17 protein-coding genes and 4 tRNA genes are annotated in these 19,613 nt (G+C 41.6%); all 21 read right to left on the bottom strand.

The window, feature by feature from the left end:
• Positions 1 to 25: 25 nt before the first annotated feature.
• Positions 26 to 1,093 carry a dual-specificity RNA methyltransferase RlmN gene (gene rlmN / locus A6755_RS01465; protein WP_063589599.1) on the bottom strand — a complete coding sequence of 356 codons (1,068 nt, stop codon included), beginning with the start codon at positions 1,091 to 1,093 and terminating at the stop codon, positions 26 to 28.
• Between the two features lie 81 nt (positions 1,094 to 1,174).
• Positions 1,175 to 1,654, bottom strand: coding sequence for a 23S rRNA (pseudouridine(1915)-N(3))-methyltransferase RlmH (rlmH, locus tag A6755_RS01460; protein WP_063589598.1), 480 nt, complete (start codon positions 1,652 to 1,654; stop codon positions 1,175 to 1,177).
• Between the two features lie 361 nt (positions 1,655 to 2,015).
• Entirely contained in the window at positions 2,016 to 2,177 is a 162-nt protein-coding gene (locus A6755_RS25785; RefSeq protein ID WP_084737284.1) for a CxxH/CxxC protein, read from the bottom strand.
• A 176-nt stretch (positions 2,178 to 2,353) separates the two neighbouring features.
• Positions 2,354 to 3,574, bottom strand: a complete 1,221-nt coding sequence (locus A6755_RS01455) for a S1C family serine protease (RefSeq protein ID WP_063589597.1) — start codon at positions 3,572 to 3,574, stop codon at positions 2,354 to 2,356.
• Between the two features lie 270 nt (positions 3,575 to 3,844).
• Complete coding sequence (locus A6755_RS01450; RefSeq protein ID WP_063589596.1) at positions 3,845 to 4,639, bottom strand: MBL fold metallo-hydrolase; 795 nt, start codon at positions 4,637 to 4,639, stop codon at positions 3,845 to 3,847.
• Between the two features lie 6 nt (positions 4,640 to 4,645).
• On the bottom strand, positions 4,646 to 5,440 hold the full coding sequence (locus A6755_RS01445) for a two-component system regulatory protein YycI (protein WP_063589595.1): 795 nt from the start codon (positions 5,438 to 5,440) through the stop codon (positions 4,646 to 4,648).
• Entirely contained in the window at positions 5,427 to 6,758 is a 1,332-nt protein-coding gene (locus A6755_RS01440) for a YycH family regulatory protein (RefSeq protein ID WP_063589594.1), read from the bottom strand. The genes A6755_RS01445 and A6755_RS01440 overlap by 14 nt, the downstream gene beginning before the upstream one ends.
• Positions 6,755 to 8,581 (bottom strand): cell wall metabolism sensor histidine kinase WalK, encoded by a 1,827-nt coding sequence (gene walK, locus A6755_RS01435; protein ID WP_063589593.1) that lies wholly within the window; start codon positions 8,579 to 8,581, stop codon positions 6,755 to 6,757. The genes A6755_RS01440 and walK overlap by 4 nt, the downstream gene beginning before the upstream one ends.
• 5 nt (positions 8,582 to 8,586) lie before the next feature.
• Positions 8,587 to 9,294, bottom strand: coding sequence for a response regulator YycF (yycF, locus tag A6755_RS01430; RefSeq protein WP_034316131.1), 708 nt, complete (start codon positions 9,292 to 9,294; stop codon positions 8,587 to 8,589).
• A gap of 281 nt (positions 9,295 to 9,575) precedes the next feature.
• Complete coding sequence (locus A6755_RS01425; RefSeq protein WP_063589592.1) at positions 9,576 to 10,994, bottom strand: peptidoglycan DD-metalloendopeptidase family protein; 1,419 nt, start codon at positions 10,992 to 10,994, stop codon at positions 9,576 to 9,578.
• Positions 10,995 to 11,403: 409 nt separating this feature from the next.
• Positions 11,404 to 11,476, bottom strand: a tRNA-Phe gene (locus tag A6755_RS01420).
• 29 nt (positions 11,477 to 11,505) lie between these two features.
• Positions 11,506 to 11,581 (bottom strand) — tRNA-Asp (locus A6755_RS01415).
• Positions 11,582 to 11,604: 23 nt separating this feature from the next.
• A tRNA-Glu gene (locus tag A6755_RS01410) sits at positions 11,605 to 11,676 on the bottom strand.
• An 8-nt stretch (positions 11,677 to 11,684) separates the two neighbouring features.
• Positions 11,685 to 11,760 (bottom strand) — tRNA-Lys (locus tag A6755_RS01405).
• Positions 11,761 to 12,038: 278 nt separating this feature from the next.
• Entirely contained in the window at positions 12,039 to 13,331 is a 1,293-nt protein-coding gene (locus A6755_RS01400; protein ID WP_034316136.1) for an adenylosuccinate synthase, read from the bottom strand.
• Between the two features lie 281 nt (positions 13,332 to 13,612).
• A complete protein-coding gene (gene dnaB, locus A6755_RS01395; protein ID WP_034316139.1) occupies positions 13,613 to 14,977 on the bottom strand; it encodes a replicative DNA helicase in 1,365 nt (454 codons plus the stop codon).
• 140 nt (positions 14,978 to 15,117) lie between these two features.
• Entirely contained in the window at positions 15,118 to 15,567 is a 450-nt protein-coding gene (gene rplI / locus A6755_RS01390; protein WP_034316140.1) for a 50S ribosomal protein L9, read from the bottom strand.
• Positions 15,564 to 17,534 carry a DHH family phosphoesterase gene (locus A6755_RS01385; RefSeq protein WP_034316142.1) on the bottom strand — a complete coding sequence of 657 codons (1,971 nt, stop codon included), beginning with the start codon at positions 17,532 to 17,534 and terminating at the stop codon, positions 15,564 to 15,566. The genes rplI and A6755_RS01385 overlap by 4 nt, the downstream gene beginning before the upstream one ends.
• A gap of 41 nt (positions 17,535 to 17,575) precedes the next feature.
• Positions 17,576 to 18,523, bottom strand: a complete 948-nt coding sequence (locus A6755_RS01380) for a YybS family protein (RefSeq protein WP_063589591.1) — start codon at positions 18,521 to 18,523, stop codon at positions 17,576 to 17,578.
• Between the two features lie 226 nt (positions 18,524 to 18,749).
• Entirely contained in the window at positions 18,750 to 18,989 is a 240-nt protein-coding gene (gene rpsR / locus A6755_RS01375) for a 30S ribosomal protein S18 (RefSeq protein WP_053348323.1), read from the bottom strand.
• A gap of 48 nt (positions 18,990 to 19,037) precedes the next feature.
• Complete coding sequence (gene ssb, locus A6755_RS01370; RefSeq protein WP_057278276.1) at positions 19,038 to 19,562, bottom strand: single-stranded DNA-binding protein; 525 nt, start codon at positions 19,560 to 19,562, stop codon at positions 19,038 to 19,040.
• Positions 19,563 to 19,613 lie beyond the last annotated feature (51 nt).

Here is a 19,613-nt window from a genome sequence, read left to right as displayed (position 1 = left end):
GTCCTCTTTTTGTTTTTTAATGAACTTACTTAGCTTCGGCTTTTTTGATTTGTTTACTTCTAAGCTGACCGCAAGCCGCATCAATATCCGTTCCATGTTCTTGGCGGATTTTACAATTGATGCCTCTCTTTTTCAGCGTATCATAAAACGAGAGAACGGACTCTTTGTCACTTCTTTGATATTGGCTATGCTCATCTACAGGATTATATGGGATCAGGTTGACATAAAGACGATGTTTTTTGTCATCAAGAAGATCGGCAAGTTGCTCGGCTTCTTCTTTATGGTCATTGACATCTTTCAATAGGATATATTCGATCGTAATTCTCCTATTCGTTTTCTCTAAATAATAATCAAGAGATTTCATCAATTTTTCTATTGGGATGCCTCGGTTTATCTTCATGATTTGTGTCCTGAGTTCATTATTCGGCGCATGCAATGAGATGGCCAGATTCACCTGTAATTGAGTATCGGTGAATTCATAGATCTTATGGGCAAGACCGCTTGTCGAAACAGTAATGCGCCTGCCCGCGATAGCAAGACCCTTATGGTCCATGAGCACTTTCAAAAAGTCTAACATATTTTCAAAGTTATCGAACGGTTCGCCAATACCCATTACAACAACATGGCTTACAACATCACCTTGTTCCAATTTATCAAGATGCAGTTGGACGTTCATGATTTGTTCCACTATCTCCCCGCTGGATAAATCACGGCTTTTGGCCAATAATCCACTTGCACAGAAACTGCAGCCAATATTACAGCCCACTTGGGTGGTGACACAAACCGAAATTCCATATTTATGTCTCATCATGACCGTTTCGATAAGGTTGCCATCCTGTAATTTAAACAGAAACTTGATCGTACCATCCTCTGCTTCTTGCTTGACGTGCTCAGTCAAAGTCTGGATGACAAAGTGCTCTTCAAGTAATTTTATGCACTCTTTATTAACATCCGTCATTTCAGAGAAACTCGTCACACGTGTTCTATAAAGCCACTCCCAGACTTGGGAAGCTCTGAATTTTTTATGGCCATGGTCCGAAAGCCACGCTGTCAATTGTTCGAATGTTAAACCATAAATGGACTCTTTATTCATTCGTTACCCTCTTTTCATTACAGTAAGATTTAATACTTTAACCCATTACATTAAGGGGAACTCCCCCGGGATCAGTCTCTATCATTTATGATATGGTTCATTTCTATTTATCCGAAAAGCCCGATATATTTGCTCCACAAGAACCAATTTCATTAATTGATGCGGAAAGGTCATTTTCGAGAAGGAAAGGGCATAATCGCTTCTTGATAACACCTCTTTGCCAAGTCCAAGCGACCCGCCAATAATAAAGGCAATTTTGCTCTTTCCATAGGTGGCGAGCTGATCCATATGAGTGGCCAGCTGTTCTGAAGTAAGCTGTTTTCCATTGATCTCAAGCGTTATTACGTAGGTGTCCGGGCTGACTTTGGCCAGGATTCGTTCACCCTCCTTTTGCTTTACAATGTCCATGTCCGCTGTACTCAGGTTTTCCGGAGCCTTTTCATCCGGTACTTCCACAAGTTCTATATTAGCATAGGCGCTTAACCTTTTTGTATATTCAGCAATTCCTTGCTTTAAGTATTTTTCCTTTAGCTTGCCAACAGTAATAATCGTTATTTTCATATATATCCTCTAACTTTCATTATGTTTTTACTATCAATTGTTGGATTTGCCTACCTATTATCATACCTTACAGTGACCTATAAGCAAAACAAGCATATCCTTTCCAATTTTTTATGCTTTTAAAATAAAAACCGCTGCCCCCTGAAAGCGGCAACGGTAACTTTCATTATTGAAGAAATTCGTCTGGACTTAGTTCCAATCCGAACAATTATCTTGATTATTCGTATAACAAATGCTTGAATCTAAACCATTCCACCCGCCGGATTAATCTTAGGAAAATGTTAAGAACAGGTTACAAACATGTTATCCACAAAAGTTATCCACATATCCACAAAATCTATCCACATCTTGTATGGGAATATTAGTTCCCTACTAGATATATTGCCACGTTTCGACAATATTCACAGGTTGTTGATAACTGATTTTCTTCGGGAACAAGCTTTAAAACAGGATAGGTTTCACATTCGTATACCACTTCATCCAGCGCCATGTCCACGTGTTCCTGACAGCAATATAATTTCATCTTTCATATCTCCTTTCCCATTCATTATTCCCGGTTCTTCCATTCCCAATTATCCACAAGTCACTTGAGATCTTTAATTTCACTATATATCCACAGGTAATCGTAACAAAAAATAAGAAAAGCGCAAGGAAATAGAAAGGACAGGAGGCATTTTCTGCCCCCTGTCCTTTTGTGCTTTAAATTTCGCTGCTTGAAAGCGTGACTTCCGTTGTTTCTTTCTTTCCGTCACGGTAATAAATGATTTTAACTTTATCACCGACTTGTTTTTCATTGTAAAGGTATTTTCTTAATTCCACTACATCATGGATTTTTTCATTATCCATTCCAACTACGACATCAAATTCCTTCAATCCTGCTTTGGATGCTGGAGAGTTGCTTTGAACGCCTGTTATTGCAACGCCTGAAGTAACTTTCCTTGGCAGCTTTAATGTATTTTGTTGATGGTATTGGGAAATTTCTTCTACAGATGCCAGGTTAACACCCAAGAAAGCACGTTTCACTTCACCAAATTTCTCTATATCATTAATAATCGGGATTACTGAATCGATCGGAATGGAAAGACCGATTCCTTCCACTGCATTTTCTGCAATCTTCATCGAATTTATTCCGATGACCTGCCCTGACATATTAACGAGTGCCCCTCCGCTGTTACCTGGATTAATCGCCGCATCGGTCTGGATGACCTCCGCATTCCAATCCACTTGTCCGTCCTCGTTGATATCCACCTCTATCGTGCGCTCCAAACCGGAGATGATCCCTTGTGTGATCGACCCGGAGAATTGAAGGCCTAATGGGTTGCCAATGGCAATGACGGGCTCACCAGGTTTCAATTTGCTGGAGTTTCCGAATTCAGCAATGGTTTTGACTTTTTCACCATTAACGACAATGACGGCTAAATCTGTCCATGGGTCACTCCCTTGTAGTTCAGCTGGCAATTTAGTACCATCACTTAATGTCACTTCAAGTTCATTAGCTCCTTCAATGACGTGATTATTCGTGACGATATAGGCCTTGCCGCCATCTTTTTTGTAGACGACTCCAGATCCAGTGCCGGCTTCTGCCGAACTGTCCTCGGCGTTGCCCCCTTGACCCCAGAAGTTCGTTTCCTGAATGTTAGTGATGCCGACCACTGCGTCGCTGGCTTTATCAACGGCATTGGTGACGGCACTTGTTACATCAAGAGTAAGGTTTTGCTGGGACTGCTCCGTGGTCCTTCTCTCCGTTGATTTTTCCGTTGTCATTTCTTTTTCATCGTTATTTAACAGTCCACTTCCCGGAAAGGCAAATAAAATAAGTAAGGCCCCGATGATGGCACCCCCCAAGCCTGCTAGAAAATAGCTCGTATGGCTTTTTTTCCGTTTATTTTGGTTCTCATCATTCTGATCATAATAACCCAAGACCGCCCCACCCTCTCATTTTAGGTATGTATTATAGCAATTCTATTGTTTGGTATCCTCCCTCAATTATACTCAATTACCGAAATTTTTCTAAAAAAATGCATGCTTAATTTAAGGGGCAACATAAAATTGCTAGTATCAGCCCTTTTCCTTTTACCTATACAGTTCTAACCAAACGATACCCCTTTTAATCCGATTCATAACTTACGAATCGAAATTTTTAAAAATAAAAAAGGAATGAACAAGGTATCCCTCATCCATTCCCTTCATTTATAATGTAACAAGTTCCGTTGGTCTTTTCGGGTCAGTATCATATAAGGAAAATTGTTCACCCACGATGATCCCCTTTGTCTTTAACGTCTGTTCCACCGACATTCTTGCTAGATCCTTCATATTGTTATCAAGGCTTAAGTGGGCCAAGTAAATCCGCTTGGTCTTATCACCGGCCACTTCGCTCATTGCAAGGGCAGCGTCTTCATTACAAACATGTCCGACATCACTTAAAATCCGGCGCTTGATGCTCCATGGATATTTCCCCATCCTCAGCATGGACACATCATGGTTACTTTCAAATACATAAGCATCGGCATTTGAGATGATTCCTTTCATCCGATCGCTTACGTACCCTGTATCGGTAATGACCACAAGTTTCTTATCTTCATGATGAAAAACGTAAAACATTGGCTCTGCCGCATCATGTGAAACGCCGAAAGATTCTATATCAAGGCTGCCGAACGTTTTGACCTGTTCCATTTCAAATGTGAATTTTTGTTCGGTTGCAATTTCACCGATCGATCGCTCCATGGCATCCCATGTTTTTGCATTCGCATATATCGGAAGTTTATGTTTTCTGGCAACCACGCCAAGACCTTTAATATGGTCGCTGTGTTCATGGGTAACAAGGATACCGGATAGCTTGGACATATCACGGCCTATCTCCTGAAACAATGCTTCCAGGGCTTTACCGCTTAAGCCGGCATCGACGAGGAATGATTGATCCTCCGTTTCCACGAAAAAGGCATTTCCTGTACTCCCGCTTGCGAGAACACTAAAATGCATTGTCATCTATACTCACTCCAGTATTTTTTCTTCTGTATTCAATTCAATGACCTCTTTATCAAAAGCATTCACGAAGAGATCCGTTTCGTCATCAATGACCACCCACCATGTTGGCACAAGTAAATGTGACACAGATGTCGTCTGCAGCGAATTGTAATATCCCAATTTTACATTCGTGACTTTGCTTTTGGGATCAATATCACCATTCTGATATAATGCTCCGATAGCATTTAAAGCCGATGTCAATTCTTTAGGTTTATTGAATTTTTCGATCCCCTCTAAATACATCTGTTCATAGGAAACGATTTCACCCTTCTTGTTCAGATATAGAGTGACCTTCCCTTTACTATTATTAAAAAACATCTTTTTATCTGCCACTTGATAGCAGATGATGGTCTGGCTGATTTCATCATAGCTCCAAAAATGATATTCATTTCCTTTTAATATATACTCCTTCAGGAATATATCAAGGTCTGCAGCATTAATTTCCGCTTTCATGCCAACCGGTATCTTAAATGTACCCACAAGCTTCTTATCATCGATGATTTTTGCTTTTTGATTTTTCAGGTGCTGTATATCTTTCTTCTCGAAAGTCTTGCTTTGGGCAATCAGGAATTGATCCGACTTTTGTTTCGGAAGTGGGGTTTCTATTGAAATCTCATCTTCTTTCAACAGTTCTTCCGTTGATGGCTCCGTAAAGCTTTCTAATTGGGAGTCATTAATCTTTTCCAGGAATTGATAAAGAAGAAAAATATTTAAAACGAAGAAAACCATGATGAAAATCGACTTTGTATTATTCCAATCCACTTTGACCGCCTCCTTCTTCAAAAGGCACAATAAACCATTTATCGCCTACACGATAATACCAAGTGGGCTCAAGTGTAACTAGAGTTACAAGTTTGGAATCAAGGGATTTATTCAATCTATAGCCTATCGAGATGTCCTCCACGCTATTGAAATCGACATTATCTTTCGATTTCAGCTGATTCACTACTTCTTTACCGCTTGGTAAAGTCTTTGCCGATCCTACTGACGGGAGGACTGAATCCAGTTTAAAATATGGACGGTCATAGCTATAAATTTCTTCTTTCCCCCAAATTTGCTCGATTTCCGTCATTCCAGATTCATTGAAGGCCGGATAACCATTCACGAATAAGCGGAATACCACTCGTTGTTCATGCTCCGACATATAGGCAAAGCGGTAATTGTTATTTTCCCAACCTGCATGTTCATTGATGAAATCAATGCTTTTTTGCAAAAGGTCACTGGAACTGCCAAATGACTTGCTCTTTTGTGCCGGATTGATATAAGAAATTAGGTAATTGTCTTTATTGACCGTCATCAGTCTTGTTCCATCCGTGTATTCCTCACCGACCGAAACGGGTTCCTGTCGTACATACTTCGGATTAATAAATAGAGCGCTTTTAAGGTCTCCAATATCCAAATAGTCGATATAATATTCAAGTCTATTGATCTCCACTGGGTTTTCCGGGACGAACAGCGTCCTTTTGCTGTTTATCGTTTCGGCCGTGTATTCAGGGTGCTTATCGTAAGAACCCCGATAAAATGAATCCATGAAATTCCTTAGTTTTTTAGAGTCGACCATACCTTGATAAATCTTCCTCTGATCGTAAGAAACAAAATAAACGGCAGATTCATTACCACTGATGTTCTTTTGTTTAATGATGATTCGATCAAACCAAAATTCAGGCACTTCCTTATCCGTTATATTCAATACCGTTTTATAAAGAGAGATGGGAATATCATCGGAAAATTCGATTTCAATCGATCCATCTTCATGGACAAAATCGTCAAATTTCCTTTGCAGCCTGTTTACGGATATCTCTTTTATGCCTCTAAAACGCCATTGCGAAAATTCTTTTTCCATTTCATTGATTTCTGCCGGATTGGAAGTCTGGAAATGCTGCCCATTGCCATGGAAAAGGATACTGACTGGTTTAATGACATCACTGACAATTTGGACATCGCTTTTAATCTTTATAAATTCCGACGATTGTTCAAATAGATCATATTCAGGCTCGTACGTCCAAATGCTCCATGTCAAAAAAATGCTTGTCCCGACCAAAATAATCAGTATGATACTTTTTGCACGTTCAAAATTCATGACCAATCATCCTCTTCTTCCTGTTCGTAAGGAAGTGTAAAGAACACGGTTGTTCCTTTTCCATCCACACTTTCCGCCCATATTTTCCCGCCATGCGCCACGACCATCTCTTTTGCGATCGCTAAACCAAGCCCTGTCCCGCCTAAGTTACGGGCCCTTGCTTTATCCACACGGTAGAAGCGGTCGAATATTTTATCAATGACGTTTTTCGGGATACCCACTCCTTGATCTGTAATGCTCACAATGATAAAGCCATCAGATGCCCTGACGCGGAAAGTCACTTGACCCCCTTCAGGTGAGTACTTTAATGAGTTGGAGATTACATTATAGAGAACCTGGGTGATTTTATCTTCATCAATATCCACAAAATAAGCTTCCTTCGGCAAATCACGCTTAAACGTGATGTCATCATTTTTCGTCATTTCAAAACGATCGATGATATGGTCATAGAATTTATTGAAATTCACCCAGCCCGTTTTAAGCCTGTAATCTTTACTGTCCATTTTCGAAAGCTGTAACAGATCATTAACAAGCCTGATCATTCGCTCCGTTTCATTTTGGGTCACACTTAAAAAGGATGGAGCGATTTCCTCGTCCTTCCATGCCCCTTCAGCCAATGCTTCCAGGTAACTTCTCATCGTCGTTAACGGAGTTCTCAGTTCATGTGATACATTGGCAACGAATCCCCTGCGTTCACTCTCGATTTTTTCCTGCTCTGTTATATCATGCAAAACGGTAATCAAACCATTAACGAACCCCGTTTCCTTTTGAATGACCGAAAAGTTCCCCCTCAAAACGAAAGGATGATTTTTTTTGCTGTAATCAAGGATGATGGACTCTCGCTCTTCCAGTAAATCCTCAAATTTATATTCTTCTTCAAGACCCAAAACCTCAATGATCGGTTGGTTCATGACGGTTTCACTCGAGACATTCAATAATTGTGCCGCCGGTTCATTAATCAAGTTCACCCGACCGCGCCTGTCCGTTGAAATTACGCCATCCGTCATATTGGCAAGGACAGATGATAGCTTACGCCGCTCTCCTTCTGTGCTTGATTGCGACTCTTGGAGTTTTTTGGTCAAATTATTGAAAGTGACGGCAAGCTGGCCAATTTCATCATCGCCATATACCCTGACTTTTCTGGAGAAATTCCCTTTTGCCATCACAAGGGCCTGTTTTCTCATATCAGACATGGGTCTAGTGATCGTTCGTGCGAGCAGGATCCCCAAGATGGCCGTAATGACCAAAGCGATGGCCGTACCCGTCATGAAGATGCTATTGATTTCATCCATCTGCTCAAAGACATTCTCCATCTCAGCTATTACATAGACGGCGCCAATGACCTCCCCATTTGCTTCAATGGGTGTCGAAAGGACCCAGAGCCGCCTGCCCTTATCGCTAAATATATCACTATCTTCTTTTCCAAAAGTGAGCGTATTCTTAATGAGGACCTCTGTCGTCTTCTTCCCTACAATATCCTGGTTACCTGGGGCTGAAGTTCCGATCACGCGTCTGCTGCGGGTGTCGATGACTTGTACTTCCGAAATATCATTCGATGAATTATCCCGGTCTTGCAATATCGCATCAATCGCTTCTTCGAGGGTCGGATCTTCCTCTCCCCTCTCTTTTTCCATTTCTTCACCAATACTGTAGGTAAGCAGGTTAACGTGACCTTTTATTGATTTCGTAAAGTTCCCGACAAGATTTTCTTCCAATTCCCCAACAAAATATACCCCGATTATTTGCATCGCCACGAAAATGAGCAATACATAAATCAGAACAAATTTAAAATGAATTGAGCGGAAAAAACCAACCTTTTTCATAGAAACTACTCCTGTTCAGGGTTACGCAGGTAATAACCGACCCCTCTTCTAGTTACAATCCAGCCAGGATGACTTGGATTGTCTTCAATCTTCTCACGAAGACGTCTGACCGTTACATCGACCGTCCGTACATCACCAAAATAATCATAGCCCCACACGGTTTGTAATAAGTGCTCCCTTGTCATGACCTGACCGATGTGCTTCGCTAAGTAATGAAGCAACTCAAATTCACGATGCGTCAATTCTATCGTATCGCCGCGCTTGGATACCACATAGGCATCCGGATGGATAGTGAGCGTGCCTATCGTAATTTCCTTCGGTTCATTTTCTTGATCGGGAACCGGAACGGCTTGCTGACGTCTAAGGTTCGCCTTAACGCGGGCAATTATTTCCCGGGTACTAAATGGCTTTGTCACATAGTCGTCTGCACCAAGCTCCAATCCTAACACCTTATCTATCTCCGAGTCTTTTGCCGTTAGCATGATGATCGGGGTTTCATACTTCTTCCTTACTTCCCTGCATACTTCCATCCCATCGCGCTGCGGCAGCATGATATCAAGTAAAATCAAATCAGGTTGCCGTTCTTCCACCATTTTGAGGGCTTCATTGCCATCATAAGCACAAAAAACTTCGTAGCCCTCTTTTTTTAGATTGAATTGTAATATATCAGCAATTGGCTTTTCGTCATCCACTACCAAAATCTTTTTATCCATGTACTTATCTCCTTTTTAATAACTGAACTGAATCTATTAAAAACCGTGTCCTTATCCGGGACCTTATTCACTTTTCCTTCTGCTTTCACAAAGCTTCGCAACCTAGTTTCGGCAAAGTTGCATATATATACCCAATAAAAGGGGCTGAACACTGGAATGAAAGCAAATTGTCTCTATTCTACTTTATCATTTTATAGGCATTAAATCACCTTTTTCCTATTATTCTCATCTATTAATGAAGCAGAAGAAGTCTTCGAATAATTTTCGAAGACTTCCATCAATTACTGACTTATATAGTTTAGCGGATTAACGAGAGACCCGTTTTTATATATTTCAAAATGGAGGTGGACACCGGTCGAGTGACCTGTTGAACCCATCATGCCAATTTTCATGCCTTTTTCAATCTTTTGTCCCGCTTTTACATCTATTGAATCCAAATGGGCATACACTGTCTTATATCCATTATTATGATTGATCGTTATCTTATTTCCATATCCTCCGGAATTCCCGGCAGTTTCGATTATCCCATGATCTGCTGCCGTTATGGTCCTGGTGGCTGGCCTTGCAATATCGATACCTTTATGAAGTTTCCCCCAGCGCTGGCCCTGCTTACTGGAAATATAGCCCCCATCTGCAGGCCATGAATATGTACCGCTGCCCTGTGAAGGTATGACCTTGGTGCCTTTTCTGGTGATTTGCGTTTTAGCTTCTTCCGTGACTTCTTTTTTTACGATCGATTCACTGATTTTCTTTCCATTTGTTTCAGATATATTATAGGTGAACGCAAGAATCCCCTCATTCCCCATTTGTTCAGTAATGAGTTCGCCCTTTGGAAGTTCGTCATCCTCCTTCACTTTCTTTTCAAAAGGAATCCTCTCTTCCTTTAATACTTCTCTTTCTACCATTACGTTCACATAGGGGGTACGTTGGGTCACATAGAGACGCTCGCCCTCTTTAACACCATTGTCCTCATTCTGTCCCGGATTCAGCTCCAGCAGTTGATCCAGGTCCATATCATGGCTAGTGGCAATGGCTTCAAGATCTTCATCTTCCTTAGCCTCATAGATAGTCGTTTCTTCCTTTCCTTCTTCTATCATGGAAAGGGTTTTATCGACACTCTTGATTTCGTCTGGATATACCATTGTCTCTTTAAACGTAACGGGAAGTGAAAATTCGATGTCCAGAATTCTGCTTCCTGGCTCTTTTAACGAATCGGCATCTTTTTCACTTTCTTTTTTACCTGATTCGTATTCAGCGTATTCCTCTTCATTTACATATAATAAAGTGATTTTCTCCAGAACGTCCTCTGCATCTTCCTTTGACGCAACATAAGCGACCGCCTGGTTATCTATGTCAATTTCATATGCCTCGGCCTTCACATTCAACTGATCTTGAATTCCCTTAACAGCCTGTTCCTCTTTAACATCTTCATCGAATACCTCTTCAGGTACGAACTTCAGCTGTGTCTCCTTATCGAATGTAAAGTCAGGATAATCTTCCTGTGCTTCTTCTACCTTATCGGCTACGATGTTTTCGATTTCCGTTTCATCCGTTACACTGCCGACGAACTCATCGTTAAGATAAACATGCTGTATGGTTGTAGTTTCCGATATCCCAGCAGCAGTTACCCGATTGCCCGCAAGCACCAAAATGACGGAAACCATCAACAGGATGATCCCCTTGCCTTTTGAGCTAAACATATATTGTCCTCCTTAACGGCTCAGTCACCAATTAAGAAACTAATCAAATTTATTTGAGATTTATTAGTCCAATTTAAATATCCAGATGCTTATGACTGATTTCTATAATGATTTTTATCACTCATAACTCTACCATATTAAGAAAAAAAACAAGAAACAGACTTCATAATGTAATAGAACTGTATAAATGGTGACAACATGTACCAATGGATATGGTAATGGGGACAGTTCAATAAACTGCGGAAAAAGGAGTGGACCTAAGCCCAGCAAGGGGAAAAGTGAGTTTTATTCCGAATTGGCCGAAAATGGTATGTTACAAATCGTTAACAATCTATTAACAAGATTTCATTCAGAATCCTCTGGGCACATAACAAAAAAACGCCCTAAAGGAAAGGCGTTTATACAAGGATGGCTCAGGACGGAATCGAACCGCCGACACAAGGATTTTCAGTCCTTTGCTCTACCGACTGAGCTACTGAGCCAAATATTCTATTTTAGAATAAAAATAAAATGGCGGTCCCGACGGGAATCGAACCCGCGATCTCCTGCGTGACAGGCAGGCATGTTAACCGCTACACCACGGGACCAGTAAAGCATATATATAAAGAAGTGACCCATACGGGATTCGAACCCGTGTTACCGCCGTGAAAGGGCGGTGTCTTAACCGCTTGACCAATGGGCCGGAAAAAATGGTGAGCCATGAAGGATTCGAACCTTCGACCCTCTGATTAAAAGTCAGATGCTCTACCAACTGAGCTAATGGCTCGTTCTAATGAAATGTTTCTTTGCTGGATGTTAACTAACCATCTGCAGCTTGTTAATGGCTTGTTCTATTGTGACGACGCTTTTGATAATATCATGGTTCTTATAGTTTAGGCAATAGTTTTTTGAAATAAAATTATTTTTTTCTTATCTTTTTTACTTTCCCTATAGTTTTTATCCACATTCACTCGGTATCCCGGACCTCCCGAACGTGACATAAAATGCATCAATCTTAAAAATGAAAGAAGAGCCGGCAAAAAAAGCCAGCTCCTTTTTCATGAATTACGCTAGACGCCAAGGGCTTCTCACGACATTTGTTTGGTTACGGTCAGGACCGACAGAGAAAGTGGTCAAAGGAATGCCTACCAATTGAGATACGCGCTCTACATAGTGGCGAGCGTTCTCTGGAAGCTCATCCAATGATTTGCAGCCTGTGATGTCTTCTGACCAGCCTGGCAGCTCTTCATAGACTGGTTTACATTCGCCAATAGCTTTCAAAGTCGCTGGCACCTCATGAATGATTTCGCCTTTGTATTCATAGGCCACACAAATTTTGACCGTATCAAGACCTGATAATACGTCAATCGAGTTCAATGATAAATCGGTAATCCCGCTGACACGGCGAGCATGGCGAACGACAACAGCGTCAAACCAGCCTACACGGCGCGGTCTGCCTGTAGTTGTTCCATATTCACGGCCAATTTCCCGGATTTGGTTACCGACTTCATCATGCAATTCTGTAGGGAAAGGACCATCGCCCACACGGCTTGTGTATGCTTTACATACTCCAACCACATGGTTGATCTTCGTAGGACCTACACCCGAACCGATTGTAACTCCACCTGCGACCGGGTTGGAAGAAGTGACGAATGGGTATGTTCCTTGATCGATATCAAGCATGACACCTTGTGCCCCTTCGAATAATACCCGTTTTCCTTCATCAAGTGCGTCATTCAATACAACGGATGTATCACAAACATATTTCTGCACTTGTTGTCCGTACTCATAGTATTCTTCCAAGATATCTTCGATTTTGAAACCTTCCGTTTCATAGAAGCGTTCGAACATACGGTTTTTTTCGACAAGATTTTGAGACAATTTTTCCTCGAAAATTTCACGGTCCAAAAGGTCTGCCATGCGGATTCCGTTACGAGCAGCTTTGTCCATATATGCAGGGCCGATTCCCTTTTTAGTCGTTCCAATTTTGTTGGCGCCTTTACGGTCTTCTTCGACTTCATCCAATTTGATATGGTAAGGAAGAATGACATGTGCACGGTTCGAGATACGAAGATTATCCGTACTCACCCCATGGCTATGTAAATAAGCAAGCTCCTCTACAAGAGCTTTTGGATCAACTACCATACCGTTTCCAATGACACAAATCTTATCACTATAAAAAATCCCTGACGGAATTAAATGCAGTTTATAGGTAACGCCGTTAAATTTAATTGTATGCCCTGCATTATTCCCACCTTGATAACGAGCGATGGCTTCCGCATTCTGGGATAGAAAATCTGTTATTTTACCTTTACCTTCGTCTCCCCATTGTGTACCGACTACTACAACTGATGACATCTGAATAAAGCACCTCCAAAGGTTCACGTAATACCGATCATTAACCGGTTCTTATCAAACAAACCTATTTTATCAATAATCCAAACTGGAAGTCAATACAAAATCCGAACAATACACTTTTTAAAAAATTCTTTGTTCGTAAATATAAGAAATTTCTTTCCGGTTTTTTTAGGATTGTCAAACATTATTGTACCCTCTGATTTCTTTTTCTATTATCATTAGGGCCTTTCTTTTTCCCGAAACAGAGAAAGCCCGCCATTGCATGAATGGCAGGCAGTCCCCTATGCGCCGGGAGACATCGAATCATCATCGAAACGGCGTTCGAGATTAACGAATTTATTATATTCTTTTACGAATGCAAGCGAAACCGTGCCGACCGGACCATTACGCTGTTTCGCTATAATGATTTCAATGATATTTTTATTCTCGGATTCTTTATCATAATAATCATCACGGTATAAGAATGCGACGATATCAGCATCTTGCTCGATACTCCCGGACTCCCGGATATCAGACATCATCGGGCGCTTATCCTGACGCTGCTCCACTCCCCGCGATAGCTGGGAAAGGGCGATGACGGGCACTTTAAGTTCACGGGCCAGCGCTTTGAGTGAACGTGAAATCTCGGATACCTCTTGCTGACGGTTGTCGCCTGAACGGCCATCGCCTTGAATTAACTGCAGGTAATCGATCAATATCATGCCAAGGCCATGTTCCTGCTTCAAACGACGGCATTTTGAACGGATTTCACCAATCCTGACACCTGGCGTATCATCGATATAAATGCCGGCATTCGACAAGCTTCCCATCGCCATCGTCAGTTTACGCCAATCCTCATCAGTTAAGGAACCTGTCCGTAAATTCTGGGCGTTGATATTCCCTTCAGCACAGAGCATACGCATAACGAGCTGCTCTGCACCCATTTCAAGACTGAAAATCGCTACATTCTCCTCCGTTTTGGTCGCAACGTTTTGAGCGATGTTCAATGCAAAAGCGGTTTTACCAACCGAAGGGCGGGCACCAACTATGATGAGGTCATTACGTTGGAACCCCGCTGTCATTCGATCCAGTTCAGCAAACCCTGTCGGTATTCCCGTGACATCCCCTTTACGGGTAGTCAAAATTTCTATGTTATCGTAAGTCGCAACCAATACATCCTTAATATTTTGAAAAGACCCGGAATTCTTACGCTGGGCCACTTCCATGATCGTTTTTTCTGCTTCACCGAGCAGCTCCTCGACCTCGTCCTCGCGACTGTAGCCTTCCTGAGCGATGTTCGTCGCAGTCCGGATCAAACGGCGCAGCAATGACTTCTCCTCGACGATGCGGGCATAATATTCAATATTGGCCGCGGTAGGCACCGATCCGGCCAATTCACTTAAATAAGAAACCCCGCCAACTTCTTCAAGGTTTTTTGTCGCAGCCAATTCCTCTGTCACCGTAATCAAATCGACAGCTTTTCCTTCGTCATTCAATTTAAGCATCACATTAAAGATCTTTTGATGAGAGCTTCTATAAAAATCTTCCGGAATCAAAACTTCCGATGTAACGGTCAATGAAGAGGGCTCAAGAAAAATGGCTCCTAGCACAGCCTGTTCGGCTTCTATATTTTGAGGTGGAATCCTATCCTGAAATTGTTCTATCATATCTTAAAACCTCCCATTCTAAGAGGATACCTTTTATATGTTTCTAGTAAAAAAGAAAAAAGTGAAAGGACAACGTGCCCAATCACATTTTTCGTCTATCTCTATTTTATCAATTTTTCACAGATATGAAACAGCTAAAATTAGTTAATTTCTTTAACATGCACAGTCAGTGTTGCAGTGACTTCAGGATGAAGCTTCACCGGAAGCTTTGTATGCCCTAAAGTGCGGATGCCTTCAGCAAGCTCCATTTTACGTTTATCAACCTTGATACCGTGTTTTTTCTGAAGCTCAGATGCAATTTGTTTAGTCGTGATGGAACCGAATAAACGCCCGCCCTCACCGGCTTTGGCAGATAGTTCAACCGTTAATTTCTCCAGCTGCACTTTCAATTCTTCAGCCTGCTGCAGCTCTTCTGCTGCAAGTGATTCTTCTTTATTTTTCTGTGCTTCCAAAGTTTTCACGTTTGAATTATTTGCTTCAACAGCCAATCCTTGTTTAAGCAGGAAATTATGTGCATAACCATCCGCAACATTTTTAACTTCCCCTTTTTTCCCTTTACCTTTAACGTCTTTAAGAAATATCACTTTCATTCTTTATATCCCCCTTCTAAATATTCATCAATAGCTGCTTTCAATCGACTTTCGGCTTCATCAATGGAGCATACCTGTTGAGTGGCGGCATTCGTTAGATGACCGCCTCCATTCAACATTTCCATGATCACCTGTACATTGATATCACCAAGAGAACGCGCACTTATCCCCACCGTATCATCAGACCGCTTAGCCATTACAAAGGAAGCGACAACGCCATCCATCGTCAATAGGGTGTCCGCAGCCTGAGCAATGAGCACCTGATTATGAACCTGATCGGTTTTTGCCGCGGCAATGGCAATTCCCTTTTTATAAAAGATGACTTCTTCAATGAGCTTCGATCGTTTGATATAGGTGTCCACGTCTTCTTTTAAAAATTTCTGGACAAGTACCGTATCAGCTCCATGCGCCCTTAGATATGAGGCTGCATCGAAAGTGCGTGATCCCGTTCTTAAGGTGAAGCTTTTCGTATCGACGATGATACCTGCAAGAAGCGCCGTCGACTCAAGCATATCAATTTTTGAGCGTTTTGGCTGATATTCAAGCAGTTCGGTCACAAGCTCTGCCGTTGAAGATGCATATGGCTCCATATAGACGAGCAATGAGTTCTTGATGAACTCCTCACCCCGCCGATGATGGTCGATGACCACAACCTTATCGATTCTATTCAATAACCGTTCTTCAATCACCATGGAAGGTTTATGGGTATCGACCACAACCAGCAAGGTCTCATCCGTAATCATTTCTAATGCATCATCAGGTGTTATGAACCTGGCATACAGCTCTTCTTTATTTTTGATCTCTTCCATTAAACGAAGGACACTGCTGTCGAGCTGCTGGGTGTTTATGACAATATAGCCTTCACGTTCATTCATTTGGGCAACTTTCAAGATGCCGATCGCTGAACCGATTGCGTCCATATCCGGGTTTTTATGGCCCATGACAATGACTTTATCGCTATCAAGGACTATATCCTTCAATGCATGGGAAATCACACGGGCACGGACCCTCGTGCGTTTTTCCATCGGATTGGTTTTGCCGCCATAGAATTTCACTTTTCCATTCGCTTGCTTTATGGCTACCTGGTCACCGCCCCGCCCTAAAGCGAGATCCAAGCTGGACTGGGCGAGCGTACCTAGTTCCGGCAAGGATGACACGGCCGAGCCGACCCCGATGCTCAATGTCAGTGGTACATTTTGCTTGGCCGTCGTTTCCCTGATTTCATCCAAAATCGAGAATTTCCCCTTTTCAAGCTGCTGAAGGATATGCTCATTAAAGACAGCGATGAATCGTTCCGAGGAAACCCGTTTAAAGAAAACGCCATTATCCCTTGCCCACTTATCGAGAAGTGAGGTAACCAAGCTATTAATGCTGCTTTTACGCTGATCATCCATACCCTGTGTCAAATCATCATAATTATCAAGAAGAATGATCGCAATTGCCGTTCTCTCATCTTCATATAATTTCTCAATTTCCACTTGCTCCGTCACATCAAAAAAGTAAAGAAGCCTTTCATCACGCTTATGGACCACCTTGAATTTCCGATCGTGGAGCGTAAGTGTCTCTGTCTCGATCTCTTGCTTGATTAACGGTACTATCGAGTCCGCAACATCGTATAGCGATCTTCCTGCCAAGGAGTCCTCACTAAAACAAGAAGCCAGGAATGGATTGGTCCATTCAATGTAATAATCCTCATTAAAGAGCATGATCCCAATCGGCATTTCCAATAACGCTTCCTCGCCCACCTTCTTTAAACGGTAGGATAAAGTCGTTATATACTCTTCTGTCTTCCGTTGCTTTTTTTCTACCATTCTTAATGTTAAATAAAATAAACCAGCAAGAATCAATAGTCCAACAAGTGCAATAACCCAATTATAATAAGCCAGTACGCCCAAAAGTAAAACGACTGCGGCCAGCACCCCATACAATGGGGACTTAATCGAGTATTCTTTCAAATAAGATGGCATAGTTTCAGCTCCTAAAAGCATCTGTTTTACAAAAAAGTCTTCTATTCCTTTTTCTTGATTGTCTCCCTAAAAGGAAAGCCTAAATCTATTATACCTAAAAATCGGACGGCCGTCGTTATAATCGGAATCGGCAGAAGCAAAGAAAAAACCACAATTAAAACAGGTATCGCCTTAACCCATGACTTAACATGAGCGATATAGAATATCAGGGAATATCCTTGTAATAAAATGAAGAACTGCAGTATGAAAAATAGGTTCGTTATGGCCATATATACAAAACTGTTCTTGTCCGTATTCACAAAAAGAGCAAGAAGCATCGTAATTAAATAATACCATAAAAGGCTTTTCGGGAGTCGCAGATCTCGAAAATGAGGCCATTTTAACGCCTTATCACTGAACCTCTTCACAATGGGATGCGCTGCAAAGAAAATCAATAAAACCATGATGACGGACATCAAGACGAACAAACTTGGCATCAACGTGTTCATCATATCGATCGATTCATACATCCGCTTTTTGACTTGTTCCGTAGGTGCCTGTCCAAAAGTATCCATGATGCCGATTGTATTTTCAAGGGACTCCTCAAGAATGTTCATCGATTCTTCTATGTAATTAACATCCGTTATCAACACTGAAGCTGCATACATTAATAAAATGCCCCCCAGAAAGACAAGGACTGCGCTTATGAACATAGGTGCCATCGGTTTGTCCTTTTTCAAAAAATAGCCGATCGCAATTCCCGTTGCCCCCATGAGCAATGTCAGCGGAACAGACAATATCGTCCCGATGAGGATCGACAATAACGAGGCTACAAATAAGTAACCAAGGCTCCACGATAACTTTTGTTTGATTGTGACCAGTATGAATGGAATGGGTAAAAAGAAAGCAGTGAAAATACCCAATAGTGGGATTTGAATGGTGATGAACAATAAAATGCAATATAGTGCCAGAAGTGCTCCGCCCTCGGCAATTCGTCTCCCGCTATTCATCTTTATTTCACCCCCTGTTATGATTGATGTCTTATCTCCATCTTTATATTGTATCCGTTACGGCCAGGATATTTCAAACATCACAGTCTTTTTTGGGATATGATTATTTTTTCTGAGGAAAACGCGCGGATTGAAATAAAAAAACCGCAATTCAGCGGTTTACAGGCATAAGTGAAAACTTATTAAAAAAGGCACATTAAGGATAACTCCTCAACGTGCCAATTTATTATTCACCAGATACGTATGGTAGTAATGCCATAGTACGTGAGCGTTTAATAGCAATCGTTAATTTACGTTGATATTTAGCGCTTGTGCCAGTTACACGACGTGGTAAAATTTTACCGCGTTCTGAGACGAATTTTTTAAGAAGATCTGTATCTTTGTAATCAATTTTAGTGATTCCGTTAGATGTGAAATAACAAACCTTTTTACGCTTACCGCGTCCTTTACGTCCACCCATTGCCATAATATATTTCCCTCCCTGCTTTTTTGAATTTTCATTTTAAACGGCTGTTTAAAACGGAAGATCGTCATCTGAAATGTCGATTGTTTTACCGTCATTTGCAAATGGATCATCATCTACACGAGTGTAGTTGTTATTGCTTCGTTGATTCTGATTAGGATTTTGTCCATACGAATTGTTGTCATTTCCGTTATTACCATAACTTCTTTGACCTCCACCGTAAGAACCGCCTTCATTTCTTTCACCCGCTGAACTGCTTCGTGGTTCAAGGAATTGAACGCTCTCAGCCAGAATCTCCGTCACATATACGCGTTTGCCGTCTTGTCCTTCATAATTACGTGTTTGGACACGTCCATCCACGCCAGCTAAACTGCCCTTTTTCAAGAAGTTAGCTACATTTTCTGCCGGTTTACGCCAAACTACACAGTTAATGAAATCCGCTTCACGTTCACCTTGCTGATTCGTAAAACTACGGTTGACAGCTAAAGTAAAGGTAGCTACGGGAACTCCATTAGGTGTATATCGTAATTCAGGATCTTTAGTTAAGCGTCCTACCAAAACTACGCGATTCATCATCAGAATCAACCCCTAGGTTTCAAGCTTGTTTCATGTGAAACAAGATTAGAA

Source organism: Peribacillus frigoritolerans (assembly GCF_001636405.1).
Classification (GTDB): Bacteria; Bacillota; Bacilli; order Bacillales; family DSM-1321; genus Peribacillus; species Peribacillus frigoritolerans.
Note: the sequence above shows the minus strand (reverse complement) of the source record. Positions and strands in the feature narration are given on the sequence as shown.

Bases quoted from the DNA above. Each gene is read 5' to 3' on its own strand.
- rlmN (WP_063589599.1), bottom strand. From the start codon at position 1,093: ATGAATAAAGAGTCCATTTATGGTTTAACATTCGAACAATTGACAGCG.
- rlmH (WP_063589598.1), bottom strand. From the start codon at position 1,654: ATGAAAATAACGATTATTACTGTTGGCAAGCTAAAGGAAAAATACTTA.
- A6755_RS25785 (WP_084737284.1), bottom strand. From the start codon at position 2,177: ATGAAATTATATTGCTGTCAGGAACACGTGGACATGGCGCTGGATGAA.
- A6755_RS01450 (WP_063589596.1), bottom strand. From the start codon at position 4,639: ATGACAATGCATTTTAGTGTTCTCGCAAGCGGGAGTACAGGAAATGCC.
- A6755_RS01440 (WP_063589594.1), bottom strand. From the start codon at position 6,758: ATGAATTTTGAACGTGCAAAAAGTATCATACTGATTATTTTGGTCGGG.
- walK (WP_063589593.1), bottom strand. From the start codon at position 8,581: ATGAAAAAGGTTGGTTTTTTCCGCTCAATTCATTTTAAATTTGTTCTG.
- yycF (WP_034316131.1), bottom strand. From the start codon at position 9,294: ATGGATAAAAAGATTTTGGTAGTGGATGACGAAAAGCCAATTGCTGAT.
- A6755_RS01425 (WP_063589592.1), bottom strand. From the start codon at position 10,994: ATGTTTAGCTCAAAAGGCAAGGGGATCATCCTGTTGATGGTTTCCGTC.
- A6755_RS01400 (WP_034316136.1), bottom strand. From the start codon at position 13,331: ATGTCATCAGTTGTAGTAGTCGGTACACAATGGGGAGACGAAGGTAAA.
- dnaB (WP_034316139.1), bottom strand. From the start codon at position 14,977: ATGATAGAACAATTTCAGGATAGGATTCCACCTCAAAATATAGAAGCC.
- rplI (WP_034316140.1), bottom strand. From the start codon at position 15,567: ATGAAAGTGATATTTCTTAAAGACGTTAAAGGTAAAGGGAAAAAAGGG.
- A6755_RS01385 (WP_034316142.1), bottom strand. From the start codon at position 17,534: ATGCCATCTTATTTGAAAGAATACTCGATTAAGTCCCCATTGTATGGG.
- A6755_RS01380 (WP_063589591.1), bottom strand. From the start codon at position 18,523: ATGAATAGCGGGAGACGAATTGCCGAGGGCGGAGCACTTCTGGCACTA.
- rpsR (WP_053348323.1), bottom strand. From the start codon at position 18,989: ATGGCAATGGGTGGACGTAAAGGACGCGGTAAGCGTAAAAAGGTTTGT.
- ssb (WP_057278276.1), bottom strand. From the start codon at position 19,562: ATGATGAATCGCGTAGTTTTGGTAGGACGCTTAACTAAAGATCCTGAA.